Raw genomic sequence first — 22,191 nt, forward strand, 5'->3', positions numbered from 1 at the left:
ACACTATGGCCACTAAACCAAACACGCTTTCACTTATTACCAGTACCCGTTTTGCTATTTTTAGTATTATTATTATTTGTTTTGTATTGCAGCTTATTAATAGCCTACCTGGCATTAATTTAAACGGTTTAGGTATTTATCCCAGAAGTATTCAAGGGCTGGTTGGTATTCTTTGTGCTCCCTTTTTACACGGTAGCTGGTGGCATTTTGCCAGTAATATGTTGCCATTTGCTGTATTAAGTTGGTTAATTTGCCAGTACAGCGTACAGCGCTTTTATAGTGTATTTATATTCACCGCTTTAGTAGGTGGCTTATTAGTTTGGATGTTTGCCCGCAGTAATATTCATGTAGGTCTAAGCGGTGTCATCTATGGTTTGTGGGGATTTATTTTATGCTATGGCATTGTAAGGCGTTCATTTAAATCGATTTTTATCGCTGTTATCGTAGCATTTTTATACAGCGGCTTTATCTGGGGCGTATTACCGCAGCATTTTCATATCTCGTTTGAGAGCCATTTTTTTGGTGCATTAAGTGGATTGTTTTTAGGTTATAAACTAGCAAAAGCAGATAAATTAAAAAATCAGCAAGCAACAACTAAAACACGCGTTTAATAAAGATAGAGGTTATTTATGAGTGAAAACAACGAATACATCCCGCCTAAAGTATGGACATGGGACAGTGAGAGTGGTGGTAAATTTGCTAGTATAAATCGCCCCATTGCAGGCGCCACTCATGACAAAACACTACCGATTGGCGAACATTCATTTCAGCTTTATTCGCTGGCAACACCCAATGGCCAAAAAGTTAGTATTATGTTTGAAGAGCTGTTAGAGCTTGGCTTAACCGATGCCGAATACGATGCGTATTTAATTAATATTGGTGAAGGCGATCAGTTTGGCTCTGACTTTGTTAATATAAACCCGAACTCAAAAATACCCGCGCTGATGGATCATTCAACCACACCGCCAACACGCATATTTGAGTCAGGTGCTATTTTACAATACTTAGGCGAAAAATTTGATGCCTTTATTCCTAACGATCTCAAAGCAAAAACAGAGTGTCGTAACTGGCTATTTTGGCAAATGGGCTCAGCACCTTACCTAGGCGGTGGGTTTGGCCACTTTTACAGTTATGCACCGAGTAAAATGCAATACCCGATTGACCGCTTTACCATGGAAACTAAGCGTCAGCTTGATGTATTAAACCGCCATTTAAGTGACAATGAATACATGGCAGGCAGTGAATATTCAATTGCCGACATTGCTATTTGGCCGTGGTATGGCTCACTGGTTTTAGGTGACTTATACGACGCAGCAGAGTTTTTAGATGTTGCATCTTATACGCATGTGGTTCGTTGGGCTAAACAAGTGGCTGCACGTCCAGGCGTAAAACGAGGTCGTCGCGTTAATCGTACGTGGGGCCCGGAAAAAGAGCAAATGGCAGAGCGCCACACGGCCCAAGACTTTAAATAAAAGTCAAAACAGTTCAATAAGCCAGCTGCTTAGCTGGCTTTTTTATGTCCATTAATAAAAAATATTGAATCATATTTCAGCTTCATATTTTATAAAAAATTAAATAATTTTCTTTAAGTGCACGCAGCGAAGGTGTAAAAACATTAACGCTCTACCATGACTTAGACTATTCAAACCATTACGAATCGGCCTATGCAATGAAGATGAAGGTGCTGACTGCTTTAGCAGAGATAATAATAACGTGCAAGATTATTAGCTCACACTGATTGAAAAAGACAACCGAGGTAATGCGAATCACAGCTTATTGCACATGCAGCAGTTTCTAAAAGACCCCAATGCACTGGTTTTTATTGGTGGATTGCACTACCCGCCGTATATAAAAACAGAGAGTTCATCAATAAAAACAAACTTTTACTATTACTGCCTTGGGCTGCCGGAGGGTCTATTACCCGATACCCTAGCGATGATAACTGGGTATTTAGGCTCTCGGTAGATGATACAAAAGCCGGCTATAGAATGGCCCAATTTGCAACGCAAACTCTAAATTGCAAAAATCCCCTCTTACTTTTAGAAGACACGCCATGGGGAAAATCAAATAACAACACCATGCTTAAGGCCTTCGTGATATAAAACCACAAGTAAAATGGTTTAACTGGAACACAAAAATAAATAACGCCAAATTAATACTGCATAAAATAAAAAATACACCTGCAGAGTGTATTTTATTTGTTGGAAATGCCATTGAGGGGGCTGTTTATAAATGCGATGGCAAGTTTTGCCAAAAATGAACGCCTTCCTATTGTGAGTCATTGGGGAATAACGGGTGGGGATTTTTTTGCCAACGTTGAGCAAGCCATAAAATCAAACTTGAGCTTACATTTTATACAAAGCTGTTTTTCATTTTTAAAAACGTCGCAAACCGCTTTAACTAAAAATGTTATAGCACAAAGCTTATCCCTGTAGCACTCACTGAGTTAATTTCTCCGGCTGGATTTATTCATGCCTACGACTTAACAAAAATATTGTTACAGGGCATATCACAAATAACTTTAACCAATAATACAGAGCAAAACAGAGCAAAAATCAAACATGCACTTGAGAGCTTAACCATCCCAGTTAATGGATTAATAAAACAATACCAACGTCCTGTTGCTGTGTGGTCAGCTAATAATTTACCGCCAATTTAATTGCTGCTAAAACTACTCGCTTCATAATCGATATTGCTATATCAATTATTGTAAGTATGGCTTTAAGTAAAACCCTTGATAAAGAGGTAGATCTTATGGCTGCGCATGTTGTTTTAATGACCAAGGATGAGCTAAATAAACAGCGCGATTTATATCAAGCGTCTCGGTTTTCAGCCATTGTTATAAAGCCCATAATCACACAAAATCTTTTTAAGATGCTATCGACCTGCTTTAAAAGTAATAGCAGCCTCATTACTGAGGATTTATCTGACACTCAGCCTTTGTCGAGCGATGATATTGTATGGGACAAAAACATTCGTATTTTACTGGTTGAAGATAACAACATTAATAAAATCGTCGCCTCTACCACGCTTAAAAAGATAGGAAGTAATAGCATTGATATTGCAGAAAATGGCCAGCACGCGCTCGAATATTTAAAACAAACAACTTCCCATAACCCGTACTCACTCATTTTAATGGATTGCCAAATGCCAGTAATGGATGGTTACCAAGCCACAACCCATATAAGAGTAAATGAAGCTGGGAGTAAAAATCCCCCAATTACTATTATTGCTACGACAGCAAACGCTATGGTGGGCGATAAAGCTAAGTGCTTACAGGTTGGAATGAATGACTATATTTCTAAGTCCATTGCGCAAGATATATTATTTAAAAAACTCCTAAAATGGTTGCCATATGAGCTTAAAAATAATGAGTAAAGTAGATATGTTAATCATATCATCTTAATATATATAAATATTTGTACTTATACAGCGGTAAAATAGAGTGAAAAAACTAACAAAAGAGCAAATTTATAAACGCTTAAATAACGAAGAAGATGCTCGCGCGTGTAAGGCCATTGACGATAACGCATGCCAAGAAGTCCCCGGTAATTTTATTACTTTACTGCTAAGCCAACTGTTTAGTAAGTTTGCTGATGCGCTACTCAATCCCAAAATAACGCTGCCGTGGTTAATGCAAAGCTTAAACGTGCCAGCGAGTTTTATTGCTTGGTTAGTACCTATTAGAGAGTCAGGTTCACTGCTGCCACAGTTAGCCATTGCAGGCTTTATCCGCCAATTGCCTATTCGTAAATGGGTGTGGGTTATTGGCGCTATTGTGCAGTCTTTATGTATTTTGGCTATGGTTGGTGTCGCGTTTACACTTGAGGGCAAGCTTGCGGGTTACGCCATTATTGGTTTATTAATTTTATTTAGCTTAGCTAGAGGTTTTAACTCGGTGGCCGCAAAAGATGTGCTTGGAAAAGTTATTCCTAAGCAACAGCGCGGTAATATTAGTGGCTTAGCTGCCAGTATTGCCGGTTTTGCCACCTTAACGTTTGGCTTGCTCATGTGGTTTTTTTCACAACAAAAAGATCAAAACACCGTCATTATAGCCTTAGCACTCGGTGCAGTAATGTGGGTGATCGCGGCTTTTTTTTACAGCCAAATAAATGAATATAAAGGGGCAACTGATGGCGGTAAAAATGGCTTGCTGCATGCATTTTCTAAACTTAAGCTGCTTTATAAAGATAAACAATTTGCCCATTTTGTTATTACGCGTGCGCTACTTTTATGCTCAGCTCTGAGTGCCCCTTTTTATATAGTTTTAGCCAGTAAACAGTCTTTTGAATTTTCTCTGCTTGCCACTTTTATTGCCGTTTCTGGCTTTGCTAGTTTAGTCTCGGCGCCTATTTGGGGCAGACTCAGTGACTTATCCAGCCAGCGTGTTTTAGTGCTTAGCGCTATATTAGTCACATTTAATGGCTTAGCCGTATTTGTTATTGCCACTTGGTATAGCGCACTACTGCTAAATTGGTGGGTTATGCCTATATTGTATTTTTTACTCTCAGTTGCACACCAAGGCGTGCGTTTAGGGCGAAAAACTTACCTTGTAGATATGGCTGAGGGCAATAAACGCACCGATTATGTATCGGTAAGTAACACGGTAATTGGGGGGTTATTACTACTTTTGGGTAGTATAGGTTTACTCGAGGCTTTTTTATCAACCGCTGAGCTAATTTTACTTTACAGCACCCTTGGTTTTTTAGGTGCTATAAGTGCATTCTTTTTGCCACAAACCGAATAATCGGTTACCCACATTGCTTTATAACTGTGGGCGCTTTAGTGCAAATTTGTCTTTCGTGGTACTAAAATAATCGCCGCCCATTTTACCCACCGCATCTAAACGCGTTGGATCAATATATCCGTTCACTAAAACGGTGTCGTCGAGGAAAATACCCACTACATCTAACAGCATCATTTGCCCACCGCTTGGCTCATCTGAAATAGTAATCACCTCTCGCAACTTACATTCGTAGCGGACTTTTGACGCCGCAACACTTGGCACACTGACTAATTGGCTGGGGGTACGCTGTATATTTGCAGCATCAAATTCACTCACGTCACGTGGATAGTTAGCGCAGCTTTGGGTCATTTGATCAACAAGCGAATGGCTAACAATATTAACCACGCACTCTTTGGTAGCGAGTAAATTATTTAACGTATCTTTATTTGCATTATCGCGAGGGTTTACCTGCGTGACGCTTAAAACCGGCGGGTTACAACTAGCAACAGTAAAAAACGAATAAGGCGCAATATTAGCAACCCCCTTCTCACTTAACGTGCTTACCCACGCAATCGGTCTTGGGCTTATACCGCCTACTAAGTAGCTATAAACAGAGTGGTTGCTATTATCGGTTAAATCTAAAAACATGGTTTCTCACTTTTAATCTTAAAAAACTAAATCGGAAAATCGCTACGCTGCGTACAAGTAAATAATTACTTCATAGCATTTTTAAATAGTACATTGGATCCATGCGCATAAAAATAAACATAGTCTGGTTTAAACGTGACTTACGCCTAAGCGATCATCAGCCTTTAAAAAATGCGTTTAGTAACGGCCTGCCTACCCTTTTAGTTTATAATTTCGAACCTTTACTGCTTGATGATGCGCATTACAACGAGCGGCATTGGCGCTTTGTATATCAATCTATTTGCGACTTAAACACTCAGTTGGCTCGCTTTAACAGCCGCGTGTATATATTTAATGAAGATATGCAAACCCTGCTTGAATCGCTTCACTCGCAGTTTGAAATCACAAACCTCTTTAGCCACCAAGAAATAGGGCTAAACAATACCTTTGAGCGTGACATAGCAATTAAAGCCTGGTGCCAACACCATCACATTAACTGGTTAGAGTCGCCAACGGGGGCTGTGATACGTGGCAAAAGAAATCGCAGTAATTGGAACGAGCGCTGGCAACAAACCATGCAAGCACCTATTGCTATACCTAATTGGAAGCAAATAAAACCACTTACCCTTACTGATTATCAAACACCTATACTGCCGAGCGCCTACACGCAAGATAATGAACATTTTCAGCAAGGGGGCCCTCGACTTGCCCGTGAAGTAATGCAAAGCTTTTTTGCTGAACGCGGTAAAGATTATCAAAAAGGAATATCCAGCCCAAGCTTAAGCCGTGCGCATTGCTCTAGGTTATCGCCCTATTTAGCGTGGGGAAATATCAGCTTGAGGCAAGTGTACCAAATGGCGATTGACGCATACCATAGCACTTCTGCTGATAAAAAGGGGTGGAAGCGCCCGCTTGCCGCGTTTGTATCGCGCTTGCATTGGCATTGCCATTTTATGCAAAAGTTTGAAAGCGAGTGTACCATGGAATTTAAGGCGCTAAACCCGGGGTATCATGCATTTCCGTATCGTGATGACGCCCAGGTTGCCAGCGATATTGAACGCTGGGCACAAGGGCAAACCGGTATTCCTATTATTGATGCCTGCATGCGCTGTTTAAAAGCCACCGGTTATATTAACTTTAGAATGCGCGCTATGCTGGTTAGCTTTGTAACGCATCATTTAAACATTAGCTGGCAACAGGCAAGTTTTCCGTTGGCTAATTACTTTTTAGACTTTGAACCGGGAATTCATTACCCGCAAATTCAAATGCAAGCCTCTGTCACCGGTATTAATACTATTCGTCATTACAACCCAATTAAGCAATCGGAAGATCAAGACCCAACCGGTGCGTTTATAAAAAAATGGTGCCCCGAACTTGAAAAGCTCCCCATTGAATATTTACATCAACCTTGGGAGCAAACGCCCATGGAAGCGCTATTTAACGACTTTAAACTAGGTGAAGACTACCCTGAGCCAATGCTTGATTTAACCACCGCCTCAAAAGAAGCCCGCGAACGGCTATGGCAATACCGAGAACGGCCCGATGTAAAACGCGCCATAGGTAAAATTCTTAAAAAACACGTGGCTCCGACTCAAAAGGTTACCCGCGTAAAACGCAAAACTCGCAGTAACAGCAATAAAGAGAACACCTAATTATGGCGCACAAAAAACTTAACTTACCGCAAAAAATTTGCCCAGTATGCAATAAGCCGTTTGCGTGGCGTAAAAAGTGGCAACGAGATTGGGATAACGTTATTTATTGCTCAGAGCGGTGCAAACGCAGTAAATAGCCGCTTATAAAAACCAATACACGCACATTCGCTTTAATCTCACTTTATATCTTACATAGCTGTTATAGTGGTTAACGTTTCAACTTGTTATTCAATGCAAGTTAACACTCTACCCTCTGCCTGCTCAACATTCATTACACCTAGCACAGCTAATTAAAAGAACCCCCTTTACCAAGCCTTATTTTTACAACCATGGCGTGAGCTTGCCTGTAAAACCCCTCTTTATTTGTTAGCGATGTAGCATTATTCGTTTATAAACTCAGCATACTTTAATCAAGGATATAGCATGAGAGAATTAACTATTGGCGTAATTGGAACATCACGTAAAACAGATGAAAAACGCTACCCTATTCATCCTGCGCATTTAATGCGTATACCTGAAAAACTCAGAAAAAAAATGATTTTTGAGCAAGGTTATAGCGCGGCATTTAATATGAACGACGAAGAAATTGCAGCACTGACAGGCGGCATTGCCACCCGCAGTGATATTTTAACCCAATTAGGCACCGTCATTATTGCCAAACCAGTGCTTGCTGATTTACAAGAACTTAAAGAAGGCGGCACAATTTCGGGCTATGTACATTGCGTACAACAACAAGCAATTACCCAAGCTGCCCTTGATAGAAAGCTCACTCTTATTGCCTTTGAAGACATGTTTGTATGGTCACCACAGAGAAATGTGGGCCGTCATACTTTTATAAAAACAATGAAATGGCAGGTTATTGTGCGGTGTTACATGCACTGCAACTAAAAGGCATTGAAGGCGAAGCTCGTATGATAGTGGTTGAGCACGATGGGTCGCAGCGCCCGCTTACTGAGCTTATTAGCGAAGCTGACATTATTGTTAATGGCACCTACCAAGAAACCGCAAAACCCGTCAATTTTGTGATTGAATCTGAAGCCGATTGCTTAAAACCCAATAGCCTTATAATAGATGTAAGCTGTGATGAAGGAATGGGATTCTTTTTTGCAAAGCCAACAACATTTAAACACCCAATGTTTAGCTATAAAACCACGGATTATTACGCGGTTGATCATACCCCTAGCTACTTATGGGAAAGTGCAACGCGCTCTATTTCTGCCGCGCTCATTGTATACTTGCCAACTGTTTTAGCCGGCCCAGAGCAATGGCAAAAAGACGAAACCATTCGCCGCGCTATCAATATTGAACACGGAATAATTAAAAACAACGCTATTTTAGCGTTTCAAAACCGTGAAAGCGCCCCGCCTTATCACCTGCAAATAGCTGACATAACCTAAATTCGGGATAATAAATAATCCCAAACATAACGTGAACCTTGTTTATTCAATTATTTGGCTTCTATTTTGCAACTATCTATGTAAATAACGCTTTTTAGCAGTTTTACCGTGTAGTGTTTACAACGTATTGCAAACACTACACGGTATGACTAATTAACCTAAAAAGCCTACACCCTCAACAAGGAGAACATAATGACGATTAAAAAATCTGCAAGTTCAACATGGTCTGGTGATATTAAAAAAGGGAAAGGTTATATCTCAACGCAAAGTGGCGCATTAGATAACCAGCCGTATGGGTTTAATACCCGCTTTGAAGATAAGCCAGGATCAAACCCTGAGGAATTAGTGGGTGCAGCACATAGTGCCTGTTTTGGTATGGCTTTATCGCTGGCACTTAGTGAAGCGGGCTTTACCGCTGAGAACATAAACACCGAAGCAGTGGTTAGTTTAGACGAAGTGGATGATGGCTTTGCCGTGACGCACATTGCCCTTGAAGTAAATGCAACCATTGCAGATATTTCAAATGAGCAATTTCAAGCATTGTGCGAACAAACCAAAAAAGGCTGCCCTATCTCAAAATTATTAAATACTGAGATTTCGCTTAACGCCACACTTAAGTAAATACCGAGTGTATTAAGCTAGGCGCAAAGCGCTTAAAGCTCATGAAAAGTAAGGTTATACGCATGTAAAAAAGCCATAACCTTATTGCTACTTTTTCATTAATCATAGAAATAAAGGCACTGTTTAATCGCGGTGAGTTACAAAAAGGTAAACAAAACAGTTAAATAGATTATGTAAAATATCAATACTTTGTTAGGGTTAAGGGCAGGCTTAACCACACCTTATTTTGTAGGTTAAAACAAAGGGTACGATGAATGAATGATAAATCACTAAATTGCGAAAAAGTCTCTTGTAGCAATTGCGCTGATTCGAATGAACTAGATTTTGACTTTACCATGGCATTTCAGCCTATTGTAAATTGTCAAAATAATACTATTTTTGGATATGAAGCACTTGTCCGTGGTTTAAATAATGAATCGGCCTACTCTATTATTTCTCGTGTTAACGATACTAACCGCTATACGTTTGATCAGTTATGCAGAATTAAAGCGATTGCACTTGCATCAAAGCTAGGTGTAGATTCGATACTCAGTATTAACTTTTTACCAAACGCTATCTACAAGCCAGAGCGTTGTATTCGTACCACCCTAGAAGCCGCTAAAAAGTATAACTTCCCTACAACAAATATTATGTTTGAATTTACAGAAGTCGAAAAAATAGAAGACAGCGCACATGTTAAACGTGTTGTGAGCTATTACCAAGAATTAGGCTTTAAAACAGCCACCGATGACTTTGGTTCAGGCTATTCTGGATTAAACCTATTAGCCGATTTTCAAACTGATATTATCAAGCTTGATATGGCGCTGATCAGAGATATCGACAAAGATAAAAACCGCCAGGCAATCGTTACCCACTGTTTAAACATGTTTAGCGCACTAAATGTTACAGCTCTGGCTGAAGGCATTGAAACCGTTGAAGAATATCAGTGGTTAAAACACGCAGGTATTGAGCTAATGCAAGGTTACTTATTTGCAAAACCTGGGTTTGAATGCTTGCCAAAAATTGATTTTCAATAGCACACCGTTGCTATAAAAAACCGCCGTTACGGCGGTTTTTTCGTATTAGATATAGGTTATATATCCAAAATTACATATTCCCCAGCTCTATCATCATTGCGGTGTACATACGTAAATTAAGTGCTAATTGCTCAAGGGTAATAAACTCATGTTCTGAGTGTCCGGTGTAGCGTTTGCCCGGCATAGATGGGCCAAACGACACGGCATTATCAAATAGTTTGGCATTTGTACCGCCCCCTATTGAAACAAAATCAGCGTTTTTATCACCCGTATAATACTTAAAAATATCAAGTAGCTTTTGCGCATGGGGTGCGCTATCTAAAAGCATGGGCTTACCAATGGTGATTTTAATGTTAGCTAACGTAACCTGATTAGCCGTTTGCCAATTAGCAAGCGCAGTATCAATTTGTTGTTTAAGTAACGTCTCATCTTTACCAACCGGACGGCGAGCATTGACCGCTAAAGTAAGCGCATTACCCTCACGTTCAATAACCGTAGGCGCTACGCTCATTGGCCCCATAAAGTCATGTTCATAAGCAATTTCGCCAAACTGTTTACCGTAAATATCTAAACCAATAAGCTGATTAACAAAATCAATGAGCTGGCCATCACTGTTGTTTTCAAGCTCAACGCCTTTAAATATTTCAGCTAAATAAGCAATGGCGTTAACGCCTGATTCCGGTTCAGATGAGTGAGCCGACATGCCTTTAACACTTATGGCCAGCGCGTTATTTTGCTCTGTAAAATTAAATTCAACTTGCTTAAGTGTGTTAGCTTTTGCTTTTAATTGATTAATTAATGTTTCGTTGGCGTTATGTAGTAATAGGCTGGCATCTTCAGGGATTTGACTGGCAAATGCGCCGCCGGTTACACCACTGACATACACACCGGTTTGTGGTGATGTTGCATCAAATGTTGGCGCAATTAAGCTCCAGCCTTTTTCAGCAACCACTACAGGGTAAGAGGCATCGATGGTTACCGCATACTTTGGTTGCTGATAAGTTTTCATAAACTCAGTTAACGGCCCCCAGTCAGACTCCTCCGCTAGGTAAATCATTAATTCAATACGGTTATCAAGCGCTATGCCTTTATCTTTTATCGCCTTCATGGCGTACATTGCAGTCGCAATAGCGCCTTTGTCGTCTTCGGTACCACGGCCAATTAATTTATCCGGCTCTGAGGTGTCAATAATAAATGGGCTTTGTTTCCATTTGCTGGCATTAGCGGGTTGCACATCGCCATGGGTTACTATGGTTACCTTTTCAGTTTGTTGCCCCATACTAATAAGTACGGTGTAACCTAAATCTTGATAATCAAAACCAAGCTCAGCCGCTTTCATTTTTAGTAACGCTTTAAAGCCAATAAAGTCGGGATTTTGTGGTGCGCTAACATCACTTTTATTGACCGTTGGAAAAGATACCAAATTTGTGAGTGTATGTACTTGCGCACTTTGGTAGGTATTTACAGCGTAATCAGCCACGCTTTCACTGTGTTTATTTAATTGTGCATGAGCGCTAAATGCACATAAGGCAATACTAGCTAAAGCTAACTTTTTCAAAACAAATCCCATTTAATTAACAACCAAGAGCCATAATTATAACGCCCTTGTGTAATAACAAACAACGCTTTGCGACAGAGCGTAAAACCGCCACTATATTTATCTAACAGCTTTACTAAAGATGCCTGTATAATGCGCACCTTAAAATTACGGGGTTAATCATGAATCGCAGAAAAAAGATCATTACAAAGTTTAATAACAAAGATAAGCGTGCTAATGCCAAGCTGCATAAAAGCAACAAACCGGCTTATGTTTCAAAAGCAGAACGCGCCAAGCTTGCTGAGCAAGATGCCGAACAAGCAATTGAGCACGGGGCTAACGAGGTAGTGCAAACAAGCGTTTAATCGTTATTGTGATAGGGTGAGAGGCTTAAATTGAGTGTTAAAAAACTTAAAATGAGCCAAATAACGAACCGCCACATAGCAAACTACCCCACTGGCCACAATCAATTCAAACGTTGCTAAATACTGTATTTGCTTAATAAACTGCAAATAAATTCCCACTGTATGCATCCATGCGGCAAGTTTAAATAACGCGGTAGCACCAATGACCACAGGGAAAGTAAACGCAGCGTAACCTGGGCAAAATGGACGGCGCAATAATTTAAAAAATGCGACATAAATTATAAAGGTCATCAATACTGCAATTCCAAATAACAAGCCAATAATAACCGGTGACGGCTCGCTGTTCACTGTAAAGTAACCAGCTAGCGATAAACTTGCTGGCGCAGCTAAAATAGCCAATGTAGGCTGTGCAGCATCAGGAATGTGCGCTGCAAAAATGATCCGGTAAATCATCATAGGCAACATAACTGCATACATCAGCATGCCAAAATAAAGCGCCCCTTGCGCTAAAAACAGCAGTGCCGGATTCCCTGAAAACGCGACATCGGCAACAATGATCCCAACCGGCGGTACAAACCAGCTTGGCACCATATGCTCAATTTTAAATTCAATCATGCGATGAGCAATAAAGCTGATTAAAAACACTACATGCAATAAAAATGCACCTACCCAAAGCACATCTCCCGCAAGGGAGTAAAACTGCCCTAAAGAATTAGACACCACTAAGGTAGCCATAGCAAAAGTAGGCACCACACTTCCCACAACTGGGTGGGCTAAATCGGCTTTAAGCAGTTGAGGATGTAATAAAAACTTAAGTGTTAACAATAGCAATAATACGCTCGCAATAGCGGCACCGGTATATTGTGCTACGCCATTTAGGTTAGCCATACTCTCCCAAGCCCAACCTAGGCTGGCAATACCTAATGCCAAACCACCCATTGGTGTTGGTGCACCTGATACTTTTGTTTTTATATGTTTAAACATCTCTATTCCACCCTGTGGTTGTAACTTACAGAGAAGTTTACGCTTGCATTTTGTTAAGTTAAATCTAATTATATAGAACACACGTTCAGTAAAATTAAACACAGCATAATGAATATTTCACTTAAGCAACTTAAAGTATTTGTAGGCATAACCCAGCACAGCACCCTTACAGCAGCGTCTGAATCATTGTTTCTATCTAAAGCGGCGGTGAGTATGGCGCTTAGCGAGCTTGAAAAACAATTAGGCCACCCACTGTTTGACCGAGTAAATCATCGCTTAATTTTAAATCAAGAAGGGCAAAAGTTACTGCCCTTGGCCGATGAATTACTGCACAGAGCAAATGATATTAATACGCTTTTTTCGTCCCACGCAAAAGCCAGTGGCACGTTAAAAATAGGTGCTAGCGATACCATTGGCAATCATGTTTTGCCCTCAATACTCAGTGGGTTTCGCCAACAACAGCAGCATTATTCTCAGCAGGTTTTTATTTCAAATTCTGAGCTTATTTGTCAAAAACTGCGCGACTTTGAACTCGACATTGCATTAATAGAAGGCCACGCCCAGCAAAGCGACTTAATCTCAACCGTGTTTAGCCAAGACACTATGTGTATTATTGCACCGCTATCCCATCCTTTAGCTAAAAAACCACAGCTTAGTTTTAATGACTTAGCAAACAGTCAATGGGTATTAAGGGAAGCTGGCTCTGGTTCACGCTCATTCTTTTTACAAAACCTTGCTACGCATATCGATAATTGGAGCCAAAGTTTTGAACTCAATACCACAGAGGCATTGATCAACAGCGTTGCAGAAGGGTTAGGGCTGGGATGCTTATCGTCACTCGCGGCACAGTACGCTTTAAACGATGGCCGCGTTACGCAGCTTAACTTAAACCACCCCATGCAAAGACAGTTTTGGTTAGTGATGCATAAAGACAAATACAAAAATCCGCTGTTAACGCAGTTTATAGATTTTTGCGTTCACAATTAATCTACTCTTTTGCGTGTGTTATAGTTTTTATCTTAAATCAAATACCACTTTCTGGGAGAAAGTCTATTAATAATGGGGATTGAAATCATCGGATAGTGCCTTTCAGATAAAGGCTACATTTATCTTTTTCACCTCCTTAACTTCAAAAAGGATAAATTGACTTTCCGTTTTAAGTGTCATTATTAAACAAACAAAACGCAAAAAAAATATTTGAGTTAAAATGGCTAAACCAAGTGTGAAAGAGCACCCAAATTTGAACTTTCGAATATAGACTACGAAAAAATAGGCAAATACATTAACAAATATGACGCTACAGATGAAAAAGGACATTATTTACATTGAAGTCTATTAAAATGGAGAGTCCCTCAAGCTCTAATAAAAAAGTAACTTTCTCAACTTAAACCGTCAGACTCGATTAACCTAAAATCGGATCTGACGGCTGATACTAACTTACTCTCTCACTTTAAAACGCGTAACTCATAGCTAAATTAATAGAGCGACCCTGCCCTGCTAATTGATTGAATCCCTGCGTTGAATCTTGTTTAAACTCAGCAATACTTACGCCGCCCAGTGGTAATTCATAATTCTCATCAAGCAGGTTGGTAATATCAACACTCACGGTCAATGCATCCCAACTGGCTTTAGAGCTTAGGTTTAGTAAATGATACTGCTCGGTTTGGTTTTCTAGGCGGTTGCTATCTACCCGGGTTTTACTATCGACCCACTGCCACGTGAGTGCGTTTTCAAAGCGGCCTATTTGCTGGTTAATCCCAAATTGGGTTTGCAGTGGCTTAATTTGATAAAGCGGCTGATTGGTATCGTCGCGCTTACCACGGGTATTGGTAATGTTAGCTTTTAATAACCAACTACCATACTGCTTAGACTCGTGCAGAGTAGCAACCGCATCTAGCTTTACGCCATAAAGCGTGGCATCTACATTATTAAACATAAGTACATTACGAGTATTGGCAGCAAGCGCTGTGCGGTTAAAGCTTCTTACTCTGTTGGCATCAATATAATCATTTACATCGCTCACCCACGCATTGGCACTGATACGCCAGCTATCGTCTTTTGCCATAGTGGTGTAAGTGGTACTTAGCGTGTGCGCGGTTTCAGGTTTAAGAGCAATGTTACCAATATAACCATTACCATCGCCGTACCAACCTATCATGGTGGTGGCCATATTGCCCACCCCCCAACTGTAACGTTCGTATAAATTAGGTGCGCGATTTTTACGAGCTAAACCAATTTGTAACTCGTCATTATTGCTTAGTTGATAGTTAATCAGCACGTTTGCATCGACTAAGTTGTCTGTTTGTTTTTTGTTCTGACCATTAAACTCTTTAGCGGCCATTGCATCGCTTGGCATCGCCATAGCCATCGCACTCATAGCGGCCATACCTGCGTTGTATGCTTGTACATCGTCGGTATTGGTTATTACATTTTCAAATCGAACGCCTGCATTTAACCACCAGCGAGTATCTAATTGGCTTTCATATTCAGCAAGCAGGGCAATACGCTGACGCCGGCCGTTATTAATATTGTTGTAGTCATTTGGCCCCATCATCATTGAGCCTTCAACCGCAGGCCACCAATCATCAATATTCATATAATGGTACTCTTGGGCGAGTAATAACTGGCTGTTGTTATCAAGCGCTAATTGCCATTTTAACTGAGTGCTTATATCTTCGGCGTCGGTTTTCATTGGCATTTTTCCGGTTTTTTCTGCGCTGAAAAAGCCCATTTCATGCTTTACGCTATGCCAATTTAACTGCGCTTCAAGCTCACTGTTTGTAAAAGCACGCTTATACTGGGCAACAGCGCCATAGCTGGTGTTATCTGTCATATCCATATATTGGTTAGCAAAGCCTTGATAGGGTATTTTTTGATGGCTTAGCTTAACAACTAATTGTTGCTTATCATCGCGCATGGCAGCACTTAAACTATGGTTTTGCGCGCGGTATAGGGTATCTAGCACTAAATCGCCGTTACCATCTTCATAACTGTTAGCATCGCTAAACGCACCTTGATAATTAAAACTGAATACGTCGCTGGCAATGCGCATGCCCGCGCCGACCTTTTTGCCGTTATCTAGTGTATTGTATTGGGCTGATACGTAGCCAGAGTGCCAGCCAAGTTGCTTGCTTTCACTGTACTGAGGTGAAATAGAATTAACCGCGATCACCCCTGCAATATTATCGCCTCCCGCGCTTACCGGAGAAATACCCGCAACCACTTTGTAACTACTAATTTGATTGGCTGAAATATACGACAGTGGCGGGTTCATTTGATTGGCACAGGCGGCTGTGATTTGCGCACCATCGACCAGTACCGCCACTCTATCGCCCATTAAACCATTTAAAACAGGTAAGTTAGCCATGCCACCGGCGGCTGAAAAGTCCACACCTAAATCAGTTAATAACGATTCAGATGAACCTAACGATAGGTGTTTGTTTTGTGCTTGACCGTGTACTTCAATAATTTCAATTGAGGCGTCATCTGCAAAGGCAACAGGCGATAATACGCCACTTACAACAAGTGCCAAAGGCGATAATAAATAGGAGGTTAAAGGATTTTTTTTATCAGTCATTATTGATTTACCACAAAAATTTTGTGGGTAAATTATACGTGCTGCGGCAAGTTAAAAAGCGCGACATATTGTCGCACTTTGTTAATTTTTAACCCTGTTCGTCATCAAAAATGTCTTCTATTTTAAGTTTAAACAACCTTGCGGCCTTAAAAGCCAGTGGCAAGCTGGGATCGAACTTGCCCTTTTCAATGGCATTAATCGTTTGGCGCGATACATCCAACAGCTCGGCCAACTTTGCTTGAGTGAAATTATGCTCGGCTCTTAACACTTTTAATCTATTTTTCATTCATCACCTGCGCAATAGTGTTTATTAAGCACATACACACTAATTAAATACACCGCCCCCATTAAAAACATTAAGTCGGGTATTTGCGCTTTAAAATCAATTAAACCACTCAATTGTAAATTGGTGTATGCCAGCCCGCCTACTAACACTGCACCTAAGGTAAACCCCATGGCACTGAGATGTATTTTTTGCATTAATTCATCCATGCCTTGCAAATAGCGCTTGTTGGCTAAAATCATCCCTACGCCAGCAGCCAAATTTATAATAATAAAAAAGCCACTAATTAGCGCTGAACGATCCCAGATTAAAGTGAGGCCAAAGCTGCAAATAGCTAAAGTAAAAAGCCATATTAAGGTCCATTTAGCTAGGTAACTGGTATTTTTAATTTGGCGTTGTTTTAAATTTAATTCTGCTTTCATTGCCTTTATCCTGTTTTTAAAAGTAATGTTTACTTTACAAATATCATTCATGCATTACAAAAAGTCAAGTTAACATTACATTTTAAGTTTAACACTGCTTATTTTTGATTGCGTTAAGACTTTGCTGAACTTACTTAACCATCCTTTGGTTGGCTTAAGTTAAATTTTATTCATCTTAAATTATGGTTTAGTCCATGACGAAAGAGAGCTTTTAATTTAAAATGCACGCCTCTTTACTCCTCATTTCCACATTCAACTAAATAAGCGTGTGTGCTTTATTTTTAAGCGCACTGGCGTTTAGTTTGTTATTAAATTTTATTTATTATCTTCAAGGATTTATATGGACGTTGATACTACATCGCCGTCGGATCAGCCCAATAGAACCGCTATTTTAATTGTGCTGGCGTTGGGTACTTTTATTTTGGGGTTATCTGAATTTTCTATGATGCCTATGTTGCCATTAATTAGTGAGGCTTTTGGCAGTACCCCGTCACAAAGTGGTTATGCTATTAGTGCTTATGCTCTTGGGGTGGTGGTTGGCGCACCCATTTTAATGTTGGCAACGGCAAATATGCGAAAACGACGAGCGCTATTATTATTTTTAAGCTTAATGTGTATTTCAAACAGTTTAAGTGCATTAGCGACCTCGTTAGAACAACTGGTGCTGTTTAGGTTTTTAAGTGGCCTTCCCCATGGTGCTTATTTTGGTGCCGCGTTATTACTGGCCTCTGATATAGCACCGCAAGGAAAACGCGCTAGCTTTATGTCAAAAGTGTTTATGGGCTTAACCATAGCCACTATCGTTGGTGTGCCGGTGGTGACATTGGTTGGGCAAAATCTTAGTTGGCGTTATTGCCTCGCTGCGGCTGGGGTGTTGGCGTTTATTGCCTTTATTTTTGTGTATAACGTGGTGCCTAATGTTAAAAACACCCATACCTCTAATATACTCAACGAATTAGGGGTGCTAAAAAACAAACTGGTTTGGTCAATATTAGGGATTGTTATTATTGGCTTTGGTGGCGTATTTTGTATTTATACCTATGTGGCCGATACGATCTTAGAGGTCACTCAGAGCGCGCCCTATACAATTTCAATTGCTATGGTGATGTTTGGTATTGGCTCTACGCTCGGTAATTACGTACTAGGTAAAGCTGCCGATAAATCAGCGATAAAAACCACCGGATTTACGCTTGCCTCTACCATTGTTTTTGCATTTGCATATGTCAGTGCCAGCTATAATATTTATCTGCTGTATGCGGTTATATTTTTTATTGGCTGCAGCTTAGGACTATCAACCTTAGTGCAAACGCTATTAATGGATGTATCACCTGACGGCCACGCCATGATTGGGGCATTAGTGCAGTGTGCGTTTAATATTGCAAATGCTATTGGCCCTTGGGTTGGCGGCATTGCTATTGCAAAAGGGGCAGCGCCAAATCAAACAGGCTATGTTGCTGCGGCTTTATTTTTAGGTGGGCTGTTAATGTGGCTGCTTAGTTACATACAAATTAGCGGCAACAAAACTAAACAGGCACAGCCTTGTTAATAAAAACAAAAAGAGCCGCTAAGCGGCTCTTTTTAAATTTTACTCTTTAGCATATTAAACGCTAATAGATGACATATCAATAACAAAACGGTATCGCACATCAGAGCGTTCCATACGCTCATAAGCGGTGTTAATTTCGTCTATGTTGATCATTTCACACTCTGGCAGTACGTTGTGTTCACCACAAAAATCAAGCATTTGCTGTGTTTCTGCAATGCCGCCAATTAACGAACCGGCTACACGACGACGCCCCATTAAAAGAGGAACTGTGTTTAGCTCATCTACTGGGCCTACTTGGCCAACAATAACCAAGGTACCATCAATATCAAGTAGCGGTGTGTAAATTGATAAGTCATGCTTTACAGGCACAGTATCAATAATGATATCAAACGCTGACTGCGCATTTTTCATTTCATCATCATTGTTTGATACTAAATAATGCTGTGCGCCGAGCTTAATTGCATCTTCTTTTTTAGACTCAGTACGACCAATAACAGTAACGGTTGCACCCATTGCTACTGCATTTTTAACCGCCATATGACCTAATCCACCAAGGCCTACCACTGCAACACGGCTACCTGTTTTTACACCCCATTTATGTAACGGTGAATAAGTAGTAATACCGGCGCAAAGTAACGGCGCCACGCGCGATAATTCTAAGTTTTCAGGCACTGATAATACAAACTCTTCGCGCACTACAACGTGTTTAGAGTAACCACCTTGAGTCATTTCGCCGTTAACTCTATCGGTCCCGCTGTAAGTACCGACCATGCCTTCACGACAAAATTGCTCTTGGTGATTATCACATTGGTCACAGCTTTGACACGAGTCAACCATACACCCTACGGCAACGGTATCGCCTTGTTTGTACTTTTTAACATCGCTACCGACTGATATTACTTTACCTACAATTTCGTGCCCAGGAACTAATGGGTAATTACTACCCCCCCAGTCGTTACGCACTGCATGTAAGTCTGAATGGCACACACCACAATATAAAATTTCTATTGCTACATCGTTATTTCGTAAATCGCGGCGCTCAAAAGAAAACTCTGTAAGCAAAGAACCTTGACTTTTTGCTGCATATCCGACTGTTTTCATAATAACTCCATAGTTTATTAAAAATCATCAACAGTATGCATTGTCAGCTATGAACATAAGCTGATCATGTGCAACTGCAAATAGCCCTGAAAAACGCAAGGGCTGTTTATTAGTATTCAATTATTCCACAACAACGGCATTTAACTCTTCAATCAGTGTTTTAATTAATTAAGTCGGTAGAAATATCATGAATTGGCGGAACACTTTTTGCTGTATTCATCATGTTAATCGGCATTGCAATCGCAACAGCTGCAAAAAAAACCGTGTTCACGCACTGGTTAGGCTCACTGTTTTACGCATGAATAGCACTTGAACTAATAATAAAACTAATGCTGCCCCACCTAGATAAACGCCTAATCTAAAACCAGAAAAGGCAGTACCTAGCTCAACCACATTAAATTTATAAAGGGGTCCCGGTAGTACCACCATTAAAAAAAGCGATAAGCCCAACTAAGGTCACTAAATGTTTCATTGCCTACTCCATTATTGTTATATGGTTATTGTTTTTTAAACAGCTTTATACTGTTAACACTCCAATTTAGATTACTATGACCGATAAGTATCTATAAAGTCATAATTTATTGCCCTTTTAAAGTAGATAACTTGACTCCTTGGTAAAAATCAACAAACTACGGGGGTAAAATTATCAGGGTATTATTATTTATGAAAACAGAGATTAGTTATCGATTTGGGTCATCACAAGTAGCAAACCGCTTTTTACACGAATTAAAAGATTGGCCAGTCAATGACGTAAAAACACGTCTTTTTAATGGCGGCGACAGCGTTAAAGTAAGCTACGAATACGACGAAAGCGGATTTGATTATACCGTTGCCGAACTTGATGATTTAGCCGAGCAACACGGCGGACAAGAAGTATCGAGTTAAAATACTTATACCTACGCTCAATAGCCACAACACACTTTGTAGCCATGCCTACATTGTAAACTTTAAGCTTACAAAGTTATGTAGCAATAGGTATTACACAACGTATTAAAGACCCCTTGCCCACTTCACTTTCTGCCTCTATAGTGCCGTTGTGCTCTTTGAGTATGTTGTAAACTATAGCCATTCCCATACCTGTGCCTTGGCCTACGGGTTTAGTGGTAAAGAAGGGATCGAACATTTGTTTAATGTGTATCAGCGTCCATTCCACAGCCGTTATCTGCCACTTCAATGTAAATATTATTTTTATTAGTGAATAACTTAATGGTTATTTTCCCTGCTGATCGTGCAAGTTATCACAGGCGTGTTTGGCATTAATTAATAAGTTTACAAACACTTGTTTCATAGATGAAATATTACACCGTGTTAGAGGTAACTTTTCAATGTGTAACTCTATAGCACACGTCCCTAGCTGGTTGTCGAGTAGTTTTAGTGTGCCATTGAGTGATTCTGTAATATCTGCCATTGCAGTTACATTGTCTTTTAGGCTTGCAAAGTCGACAAGGTTACTAACAATATGAGCTATGCGCTCTAATCCCTCTTGGGTATCATCAACTAAGTCATCAATATCCTCCACAATAAAGCTTAAATCGTTCTCTTGATTGAGCTGAACTAAAATAGACTCTAACTGCGATAGTGAAATTGATTTATCTACAAATTGTTGAGCCGCCGTTATTAACGAAACCAGGACGGGCTTTATAAATTTTATACTTTCTACATTACTGGTTATGTAAGCTAGCGGGTTATTTATTTCGTGGGCATCCCAGCTGAGAGTGTCCCTAGCGTGGCCATTTTTTCACTTTGCATTAAGGTTATTTGTTGGTTGTTGACCGTTTCAAGCTTTTCTTTTAGCTCTTAATTAACAATAAACAATGCCCGTGTTTTGTCTTCTAGTAGGGTTTCTAATTGATCTCTGGCTGATTTTTCGCGCAGATGCGCTTTTTTATAATTGTAGTCGTCTTCAGCCATGGGGAGTCTCATATTTTATTTCAATTAAACACGAATCAAACCCATCATGCATACACTGGGCATGATTAAGTTTAGCATCAAACCCATCATGCATACACTGGGCATGATTAAGTTTAACATCAACCCCATAATGAGCCGCAGCACCAAAAATAAGCCCTTCGGCGCACAAACCCGTCTTCAATAATTTGGGCGTCAATTTCAGGTAAATTAGGCTCATGAAAAAGCTTAACTACTTCAACATGAATTACTTTATCAATACCAATAATGAGATCAGCAAAACAATTAAAGTTAGCAACAATGCTTGGATGACGTGCCTTTAAGTGAGAAAATAAATACTCTCCAAAGGCCTTCAATACCTCTGGCATAAACATAGAAAGTGCAATTGCTACATCATTTGCATGGTCAACATTTAACACTAAGTAAAAT

At 40.1% G+C, this 22,191-nt stretch carries 21 protein-coding genes and 3 pseudogenes; 14 read left to right on the forward strand and 10 right to left on the reverse strand.

Annotated features, from left to right (window positions below):
• Positions 1–5: 5 nt before the first annotated feature.
• From LOC50_RS09460 to LOC50_RS09475, 4 genes are all read left to right on the forward strand, one after another.
• The gene (locus LOC50_RS09460) at positions 6–611 is read left to right on the forward strand and encodes a rhomboid family intramembrane serine protease (protein ID WP_250653110.1); all 606 of its coding nucleotides are present in this window, start codon (positions 6–8) and stop codon (positions 609–611) included.
• A gap of 18 nt (positions 612–629) precedes the next feature.
• Complete coding sequence (gene yghU / locus LOC50_RS09465; protein WP_250653111.1) at positions 630–1,472, forward strand: glutathione-dependent disulfide-bond oxidoreductase; 843 nt, start codon at positions 630–632, stop codon at positions 1,470–1,472.
• Between the two features lie 1,243 nt (positions 1,473–2,715).
• Complete coding sequence (locus LOC50_RS09470; RefSeq protein ID WP_250653112.1) at positions 2,716–3,378, forward strand: response regulator; 663 nt, start codon at positions 2,716–2,718, stop codon at positions 3,376–3,378.
• Between the two features lie 67 nt (positions 3,379–3,445).
• Positions 3,446–4,747: an MFS transporter gene (locus LOC50_RS09475; RefSeq protein ID WP_250653113.1), complete on the forward strand. Its 1,302-nt coding sequence runs from the start codon at positions 3,446–3,448 to the stop codon at positions 4,745–4,747.
• Between the two features lie 18 nt (positions 4,748–4,765).
• Here the strand turns inward: LOC50_RS09475 and LOC50_RS09480 are convergent, their stop codons facing one another.
• Entirely contained in the window at positions 4,766–5,374 is a 609-nt protein-coding gene (locus LOC50_RS09480) for a flavin reductase family protein (protein WP_250653114.1), read from the reverse strand.
• Between the two features lie 101 nt (positions 5,375–5,475).
• On the opposite strand from LOC50_RS09480, the gene LOC50_RS09485 reads away from it, so the two are divergent.
• The 6 genes from LOC50_RS09485 to LOC50_RS09510 all read left to right on the forward strand — a co-directional run bounded on the left by LOC50_RS09485 (position 5,476) and on the right by LOC50_RS09510 (position 10,039).
• Positions 5,476–7,005: a cryptochrome/deoxyribodipyrimidine photo-lyase family protein gene (locus LOC50_RS09485; RefSeq protein ID WP_250653115.1), complete on the forward strand. Its 1,530-nt coding sequence runs from the start codon at positions 5,476–5,478 to the stop codon at positions 7,003–7,005.
• A 2-nt stretch (positions 7,006–7,007) separates the two neighbouring features.
• Positions 7,008–7,142, forward strand: a complete 135-nt coding sequence (locus LOC50_RS09490; RefSeq protein ID WP_010391223.1) for a DUF2256 domain-containing protein — start codon at positions 7,008–7,010, stop codon at positions 7,140–7,142.
• A 286-nt stretch (positions 7,143–7,428) separates the two neighbouring features.
• Positions 7,429–7,893, forward strand: coding sequence for a Rossmann-fold NAD(P)-binding domain-containing protein (locus LOC50_RS09495; RefSeq protein WP_250653116.1), 465 nt, complete (start codon positions 7,429–7,431; stop codon positions 7,891–7,893).
• Positions 7,854–8,402, forward strand: a complete 549-nt coding sequence (locus tag LOC50_RS09500) for a Rossmann-fold NAD(P)-binding domain-containing protein (protein ID WP_250653117.1) — start codon at positions 7,854–7,856, stop codon at positions 8,400–8,402. The genes LOC50_RS09495 and LOC50_RS09500 overlap by 40 nt, the downstream gene beginning before the upstream one ends.
• A gap of 192 nt (positions 8,403–8,594) precedes the next feature.
• Entirely contained in the window at positions 8,595–9,023 is a 429-nt protein-coding gene (locus tag LOC50_RS09505) for an OsmC family protein (RefSeq protein ID WP_250653118.1), read from the forward strand.
• A 254-nt stretch (positions 9,024–9,277) separates the two neighbouring features.
• On the forward strand, positions 9,278–10,039 hold the full coding sequence (locus LOC50_RS09510; protein ID WP_250653119.1) for an EAL domain-containing protein: 762 nt from the start codon (positions 9,278–9,280) through the stop codon (positions 10,037–10,039).
• 70 nt (positions 10,040–10,109) lie between these two features.
• Here LOC50_RS09510 and LOC50_RS09515 read toward each other — a convergent pair whose 3' ends face one another.
• Positions 10,110–11,597 (reverse strand): dipeptidase, encoded by a 1,488-nt coding sequence (locus LOC50_RS09515; protein ID WP_250653120.1) that lies wholly within the window; start codon positions 11,595–11,597, stop codon positions 10,110–10,112.
• 161 nt (positions 11,598–11,758) lie between these two features.
• Here LOC50_RS09515 and LOC50_RS09520 point away from each other — a divergent pair, with 161 nt between their 5' ends.
• A complete protein-coding gene (locus tag LOC50_RS09520; protein WP_069440312.1) occupies positions 11,759–11,941 on the forward strand; it encodes a DUF2986 domain-containing protein in 183 nt (60 codons plus the stop codon).
• A 3-nt stretch (positions 11,942–11,944) separates the two neighbouring features.
• Here LOC50_RS09520 and LOC50_RS09525 read toward each other — a convergent pair whose 3' ends face one another.
• Positions 11,945–12,925, reverse strand: coding sequence for a TDT family transporter (locus tag LOC50_RS09525; RefSeq protein ID WP_250653121.1), 981 nt, complete (start codon positions 12,923–12,925; stop codon positions 11,945–11,947).
• A 108-nt stretch (positions 12,926–13,033) separates the two neighbouring features.
• Here LOC50_RS09525 and LOC50_RS09530 point away from each other — a divergent pair, with 108 nt between their 5' ends.
• On the forward strand, positions 13,034–13,912 hold the full coding sequence (locus LOC50_RS09530) for a LysR family transcriptional regulator (RefSeq protein ID WP_036983281.1): 879 nt from the start codon (positions 13,034–13,036) through the stop codon (positions 13,910–13,912).
• 463 nt (positions 13,913–14,375) lie between these two features.
• On the opposite strand, the gene LOC50_RS09535 is transcribed toward LOC50_RS09530, so the two are convergent.
• From LOC50_RS09535 to LOC50_RS09545, 3 genes are all read right to left on the reverse strand, one after another.
• Positions 14,376–16,502, reverse strand: a complete 2,127-nt coding sequence (locus LOC50_RS09535; protein WP_250653122.1) for a TonB-dependent receptor — start codon at positions 16,500–16,502, stop codon at positions 14,376–14,378.
• Positions 16,503–16,590: 88 nt separating this feature from the next.
• Positions 16,591–16,788 carry a helix-turn-helix transcriptional regulator gene (locus LOC50_RS09540; protein WP_013464415.1) on the reverse strand — a complete coding sequence of 66 codons (198 nt, stop codon included), beginning with the start codon at positions 16,786–16,788 and terminating at the stop codon, positions 16,591–16,593.
• Complete coding sequence (locus tag LOC50_RS09545; RefSeq protein ID WP_250653123.1) at positions 16,785–17,207, reverse strand: hypothetical protein; 423 nt, start codon at positions 17,205–17,207, stop codon at positions 16,785–16,787. The genes LOC50_RS09540 and LOC50_RS09545 overlap by 4 nt, the downstream gene beginning before the upstream one ends.
• Before the next feature lie 340 nt (positions 17,208–17,547).
• Between LOC50_RS09545 and LOC50_RS09550 the strand changes: the two genes are divergently transcribed.
• Positions 17,548–18,753 (forward strand): MFS transporter, encoded by a 1,206-nt coding sequence (locus LOC50_RS09550; RefSeq protein WP_250653124.1) that lies wholly within the window; start codon positions 17,548–17,550, stop codon positions 18,751–18,753.
• A 54-nt stretch (positions 18,754–18,807) separates the two neighbouring features.
• Here the strand turns inward: LOC50_RS09550 and LOC50_RS09555 are convergent, their stop codons facing one another.
• The gene (locus LOC50_RS09555; protein WP_250653125.1) at positions 18,808–19,854 is read right to left on the reverse strand and encodes an NAD(P)-dependent alcohol dehydrogenase; all 1,047 of its coding nucleotides are present in this window, start codon (positions 19,852–19,854) and stop codon (positions 18,808–18,810) included.
• A 163-nt stretch (positions 19,855–20,017) separates the two neighbouring features.
• Positions 20,018–20,326, reverse strand: a pseudogene (locus LOC50_RS09560) (DUF1499 domain-containing protein); the annotation flags it as partial.
• 191 nt (positions 20,327–20,517) lie between these two features.
• On the opposite strand from LOC50_RS09560, the gene LOC50_RS09565 reads away from it, so the two are divergent.
• Positions 20,518–20,739 (forward strand): hypothetical protein, encoded by a 222-nt coding sequence (locus tag LOC50_RS09565; RefSeq protein ID WP_250653126.1) that lies wholly within the window; start codon positions 20,518–20,520, stop codon positions 20,737–20,739.
• 76 nt (positions 20,740–20,815) lie between these two features.
• On the opposite strand, the pseudogene LOC50_RS09570 reads toward LOC50_RS09565, so the two are convergent.
• Both LOC50_RS09570 and LOC50_RS09575 read right to left on the reverse strand, forming a co-directional pair.
• Positions 20,816–21,765: pseudogene (locus LOC50_RS09570) on the reverse strand (sensor histidine kinase).
• A pseudogene (locus LOC50_RS09575) lies at positions 21,758–22,181 on the reverse strand (heme NO-binding domain-containing protein). The pseudogenes LOC50_RS09570 and LOC50_RS09575 overlap by 8 nt, the downstream one beginning before the upstream one ends.
• Positions 22,182–22,191 lie beyond the last annotated feature (10 nt).

Source organism: Pseudoalteromonas sp. SCSIO 43095 (genome assembly GCF_023650455.1).
GTDB classification, from domain to species: Bacteria; Pseudomonadota; Gammaproteobacteria; order Enterobacterales; family Alteromonadaceae; genus Pseudoalteromonas; species Pseudoalteromonas tetraodonis.

Coding starts and splice junctions, on each gene's coding strand:
- LOC50_RS09460 (WP_250653110.1), top strand. CDS start 6: ATGGCCACTAAACCAAACACGCTTTCACTTATTACCAGTACCCGTTTT.
- yghU (WP_250653111.1), top strand. CDS start 630: ATGAGTGAAAACAACGAATACATCCCGCCTAAAGTATGGACATGGGAC.
- LOC50_RS09470 (WP_250653112.1), top strand. CDS start 2,716: ATGGCTTTAAGTAAAACCCTTGATAAAGAGGTAGATCTTATGGCTGCG.
- LOC50_RS09480 (WP_250653114.1), bottom strand. CDS start 5,374: ATGTTTTTAGATTTAACCGATAATAGCAACCACTCTGTTTATAGCTAC.
- LOC50_RS09485 (WP_250653115.1), top strand. CDS start 5,476: ATGCGCATAAAAATAAACATAGTCTGGTTTAAACGTGACTTACGCCTA.
- LOC50_RS09490 (WP_010391223.1), top strand. CDS start 7,008: ATGGCGCACAAAAAACTTAACTTACCGCAAAAAATTTGCCCAGTATGC.
- LOC50_RS09495 (WP_250653116.1), top strand. CDS start 7,429: ATGAGAGAATTAACTATTGGCGTAATTGGAACATCACGTAAAACAGAT.
- LOC50_RS09500 (WP_250653117.1), top strand. CDS start 7,854: ATGGCAGGTTATTGTGCGGTGTTACATGCACTGCAACTAAAAGGCATT.
- LOC50_RS09505 (WP_250653118.1), top strand. CDS start 8,595: ATGACGATTAAAAAATCTGCAAGTTCAACATGGTCTGGTGATATTAAA.
- LOC50_RS09510 (WP_250653119.1), top strand. CDS start 9,278: ATGAATGATAAATCACTAAATTGCGAAAAAGTCTCTTGTAGCAATTGC.
- LOC50_RS09520 (WP_069440312.1), top strand. CDS start 11,759: ATGAATCGCAGAAAAAAGATCATTACAAAGTTTAATAACAAAGATAAG.
- LOC50_RS09525 (WP_250653121.1), bottom strand. CDS start 12,925: ATGTTTAAACATATAAAAACAAAAGTATCAGGTGCACCAACACCAATG.
- LOC50_RS09530 (WP_036983281.1), top strand. CDS start 13,034: ATGAATATTTCACTTAAGCAACTTAAAGTATTTGTAGGCATAACCCAG.
- LOC50_RS09535 (WP_250653122.1), bottom strand. CDS start 16,502: ATGACTGATAAAAAAAATCCTTTAACCTCCTATTTATTATCGCCTTTG.
- LOC50_RS09540 (WP_013464415.1), bottom strand. CDS start 16,788: ATGAAAAATAGATTAAAAGTGTTAAGAGCCGAGCATAATTTCACTCAA.
- LOC50_RS09545 (WP_250653123.1), bottom strand. CDS start 17,207: ATGAAAGCAGAATTAAATTTAAAACAACGCCAAATTAAAAATACCAGT.
- LOC50_RS09550 (WP_250653124.1), top strand. CDS start 17,548: ATGGACGTTGATACTACATCGCCGTCGGATCAGCCCAATAGAACCGCT.
- LOC50_RS09555 (WP_250653125.1), bottom strand. CDS start 19,854: ATGAAAACAGTCGGATATGCAGCAAAAAGTCAAGGTTCTTTGCTTACA.
- LOC50_RS09565 (WP_250653126.1), top strand. CDS start 20,518: ATGAAAACAGAGATTAGTTATCGATTTGGGTCATCACAAGTAGCAAAC.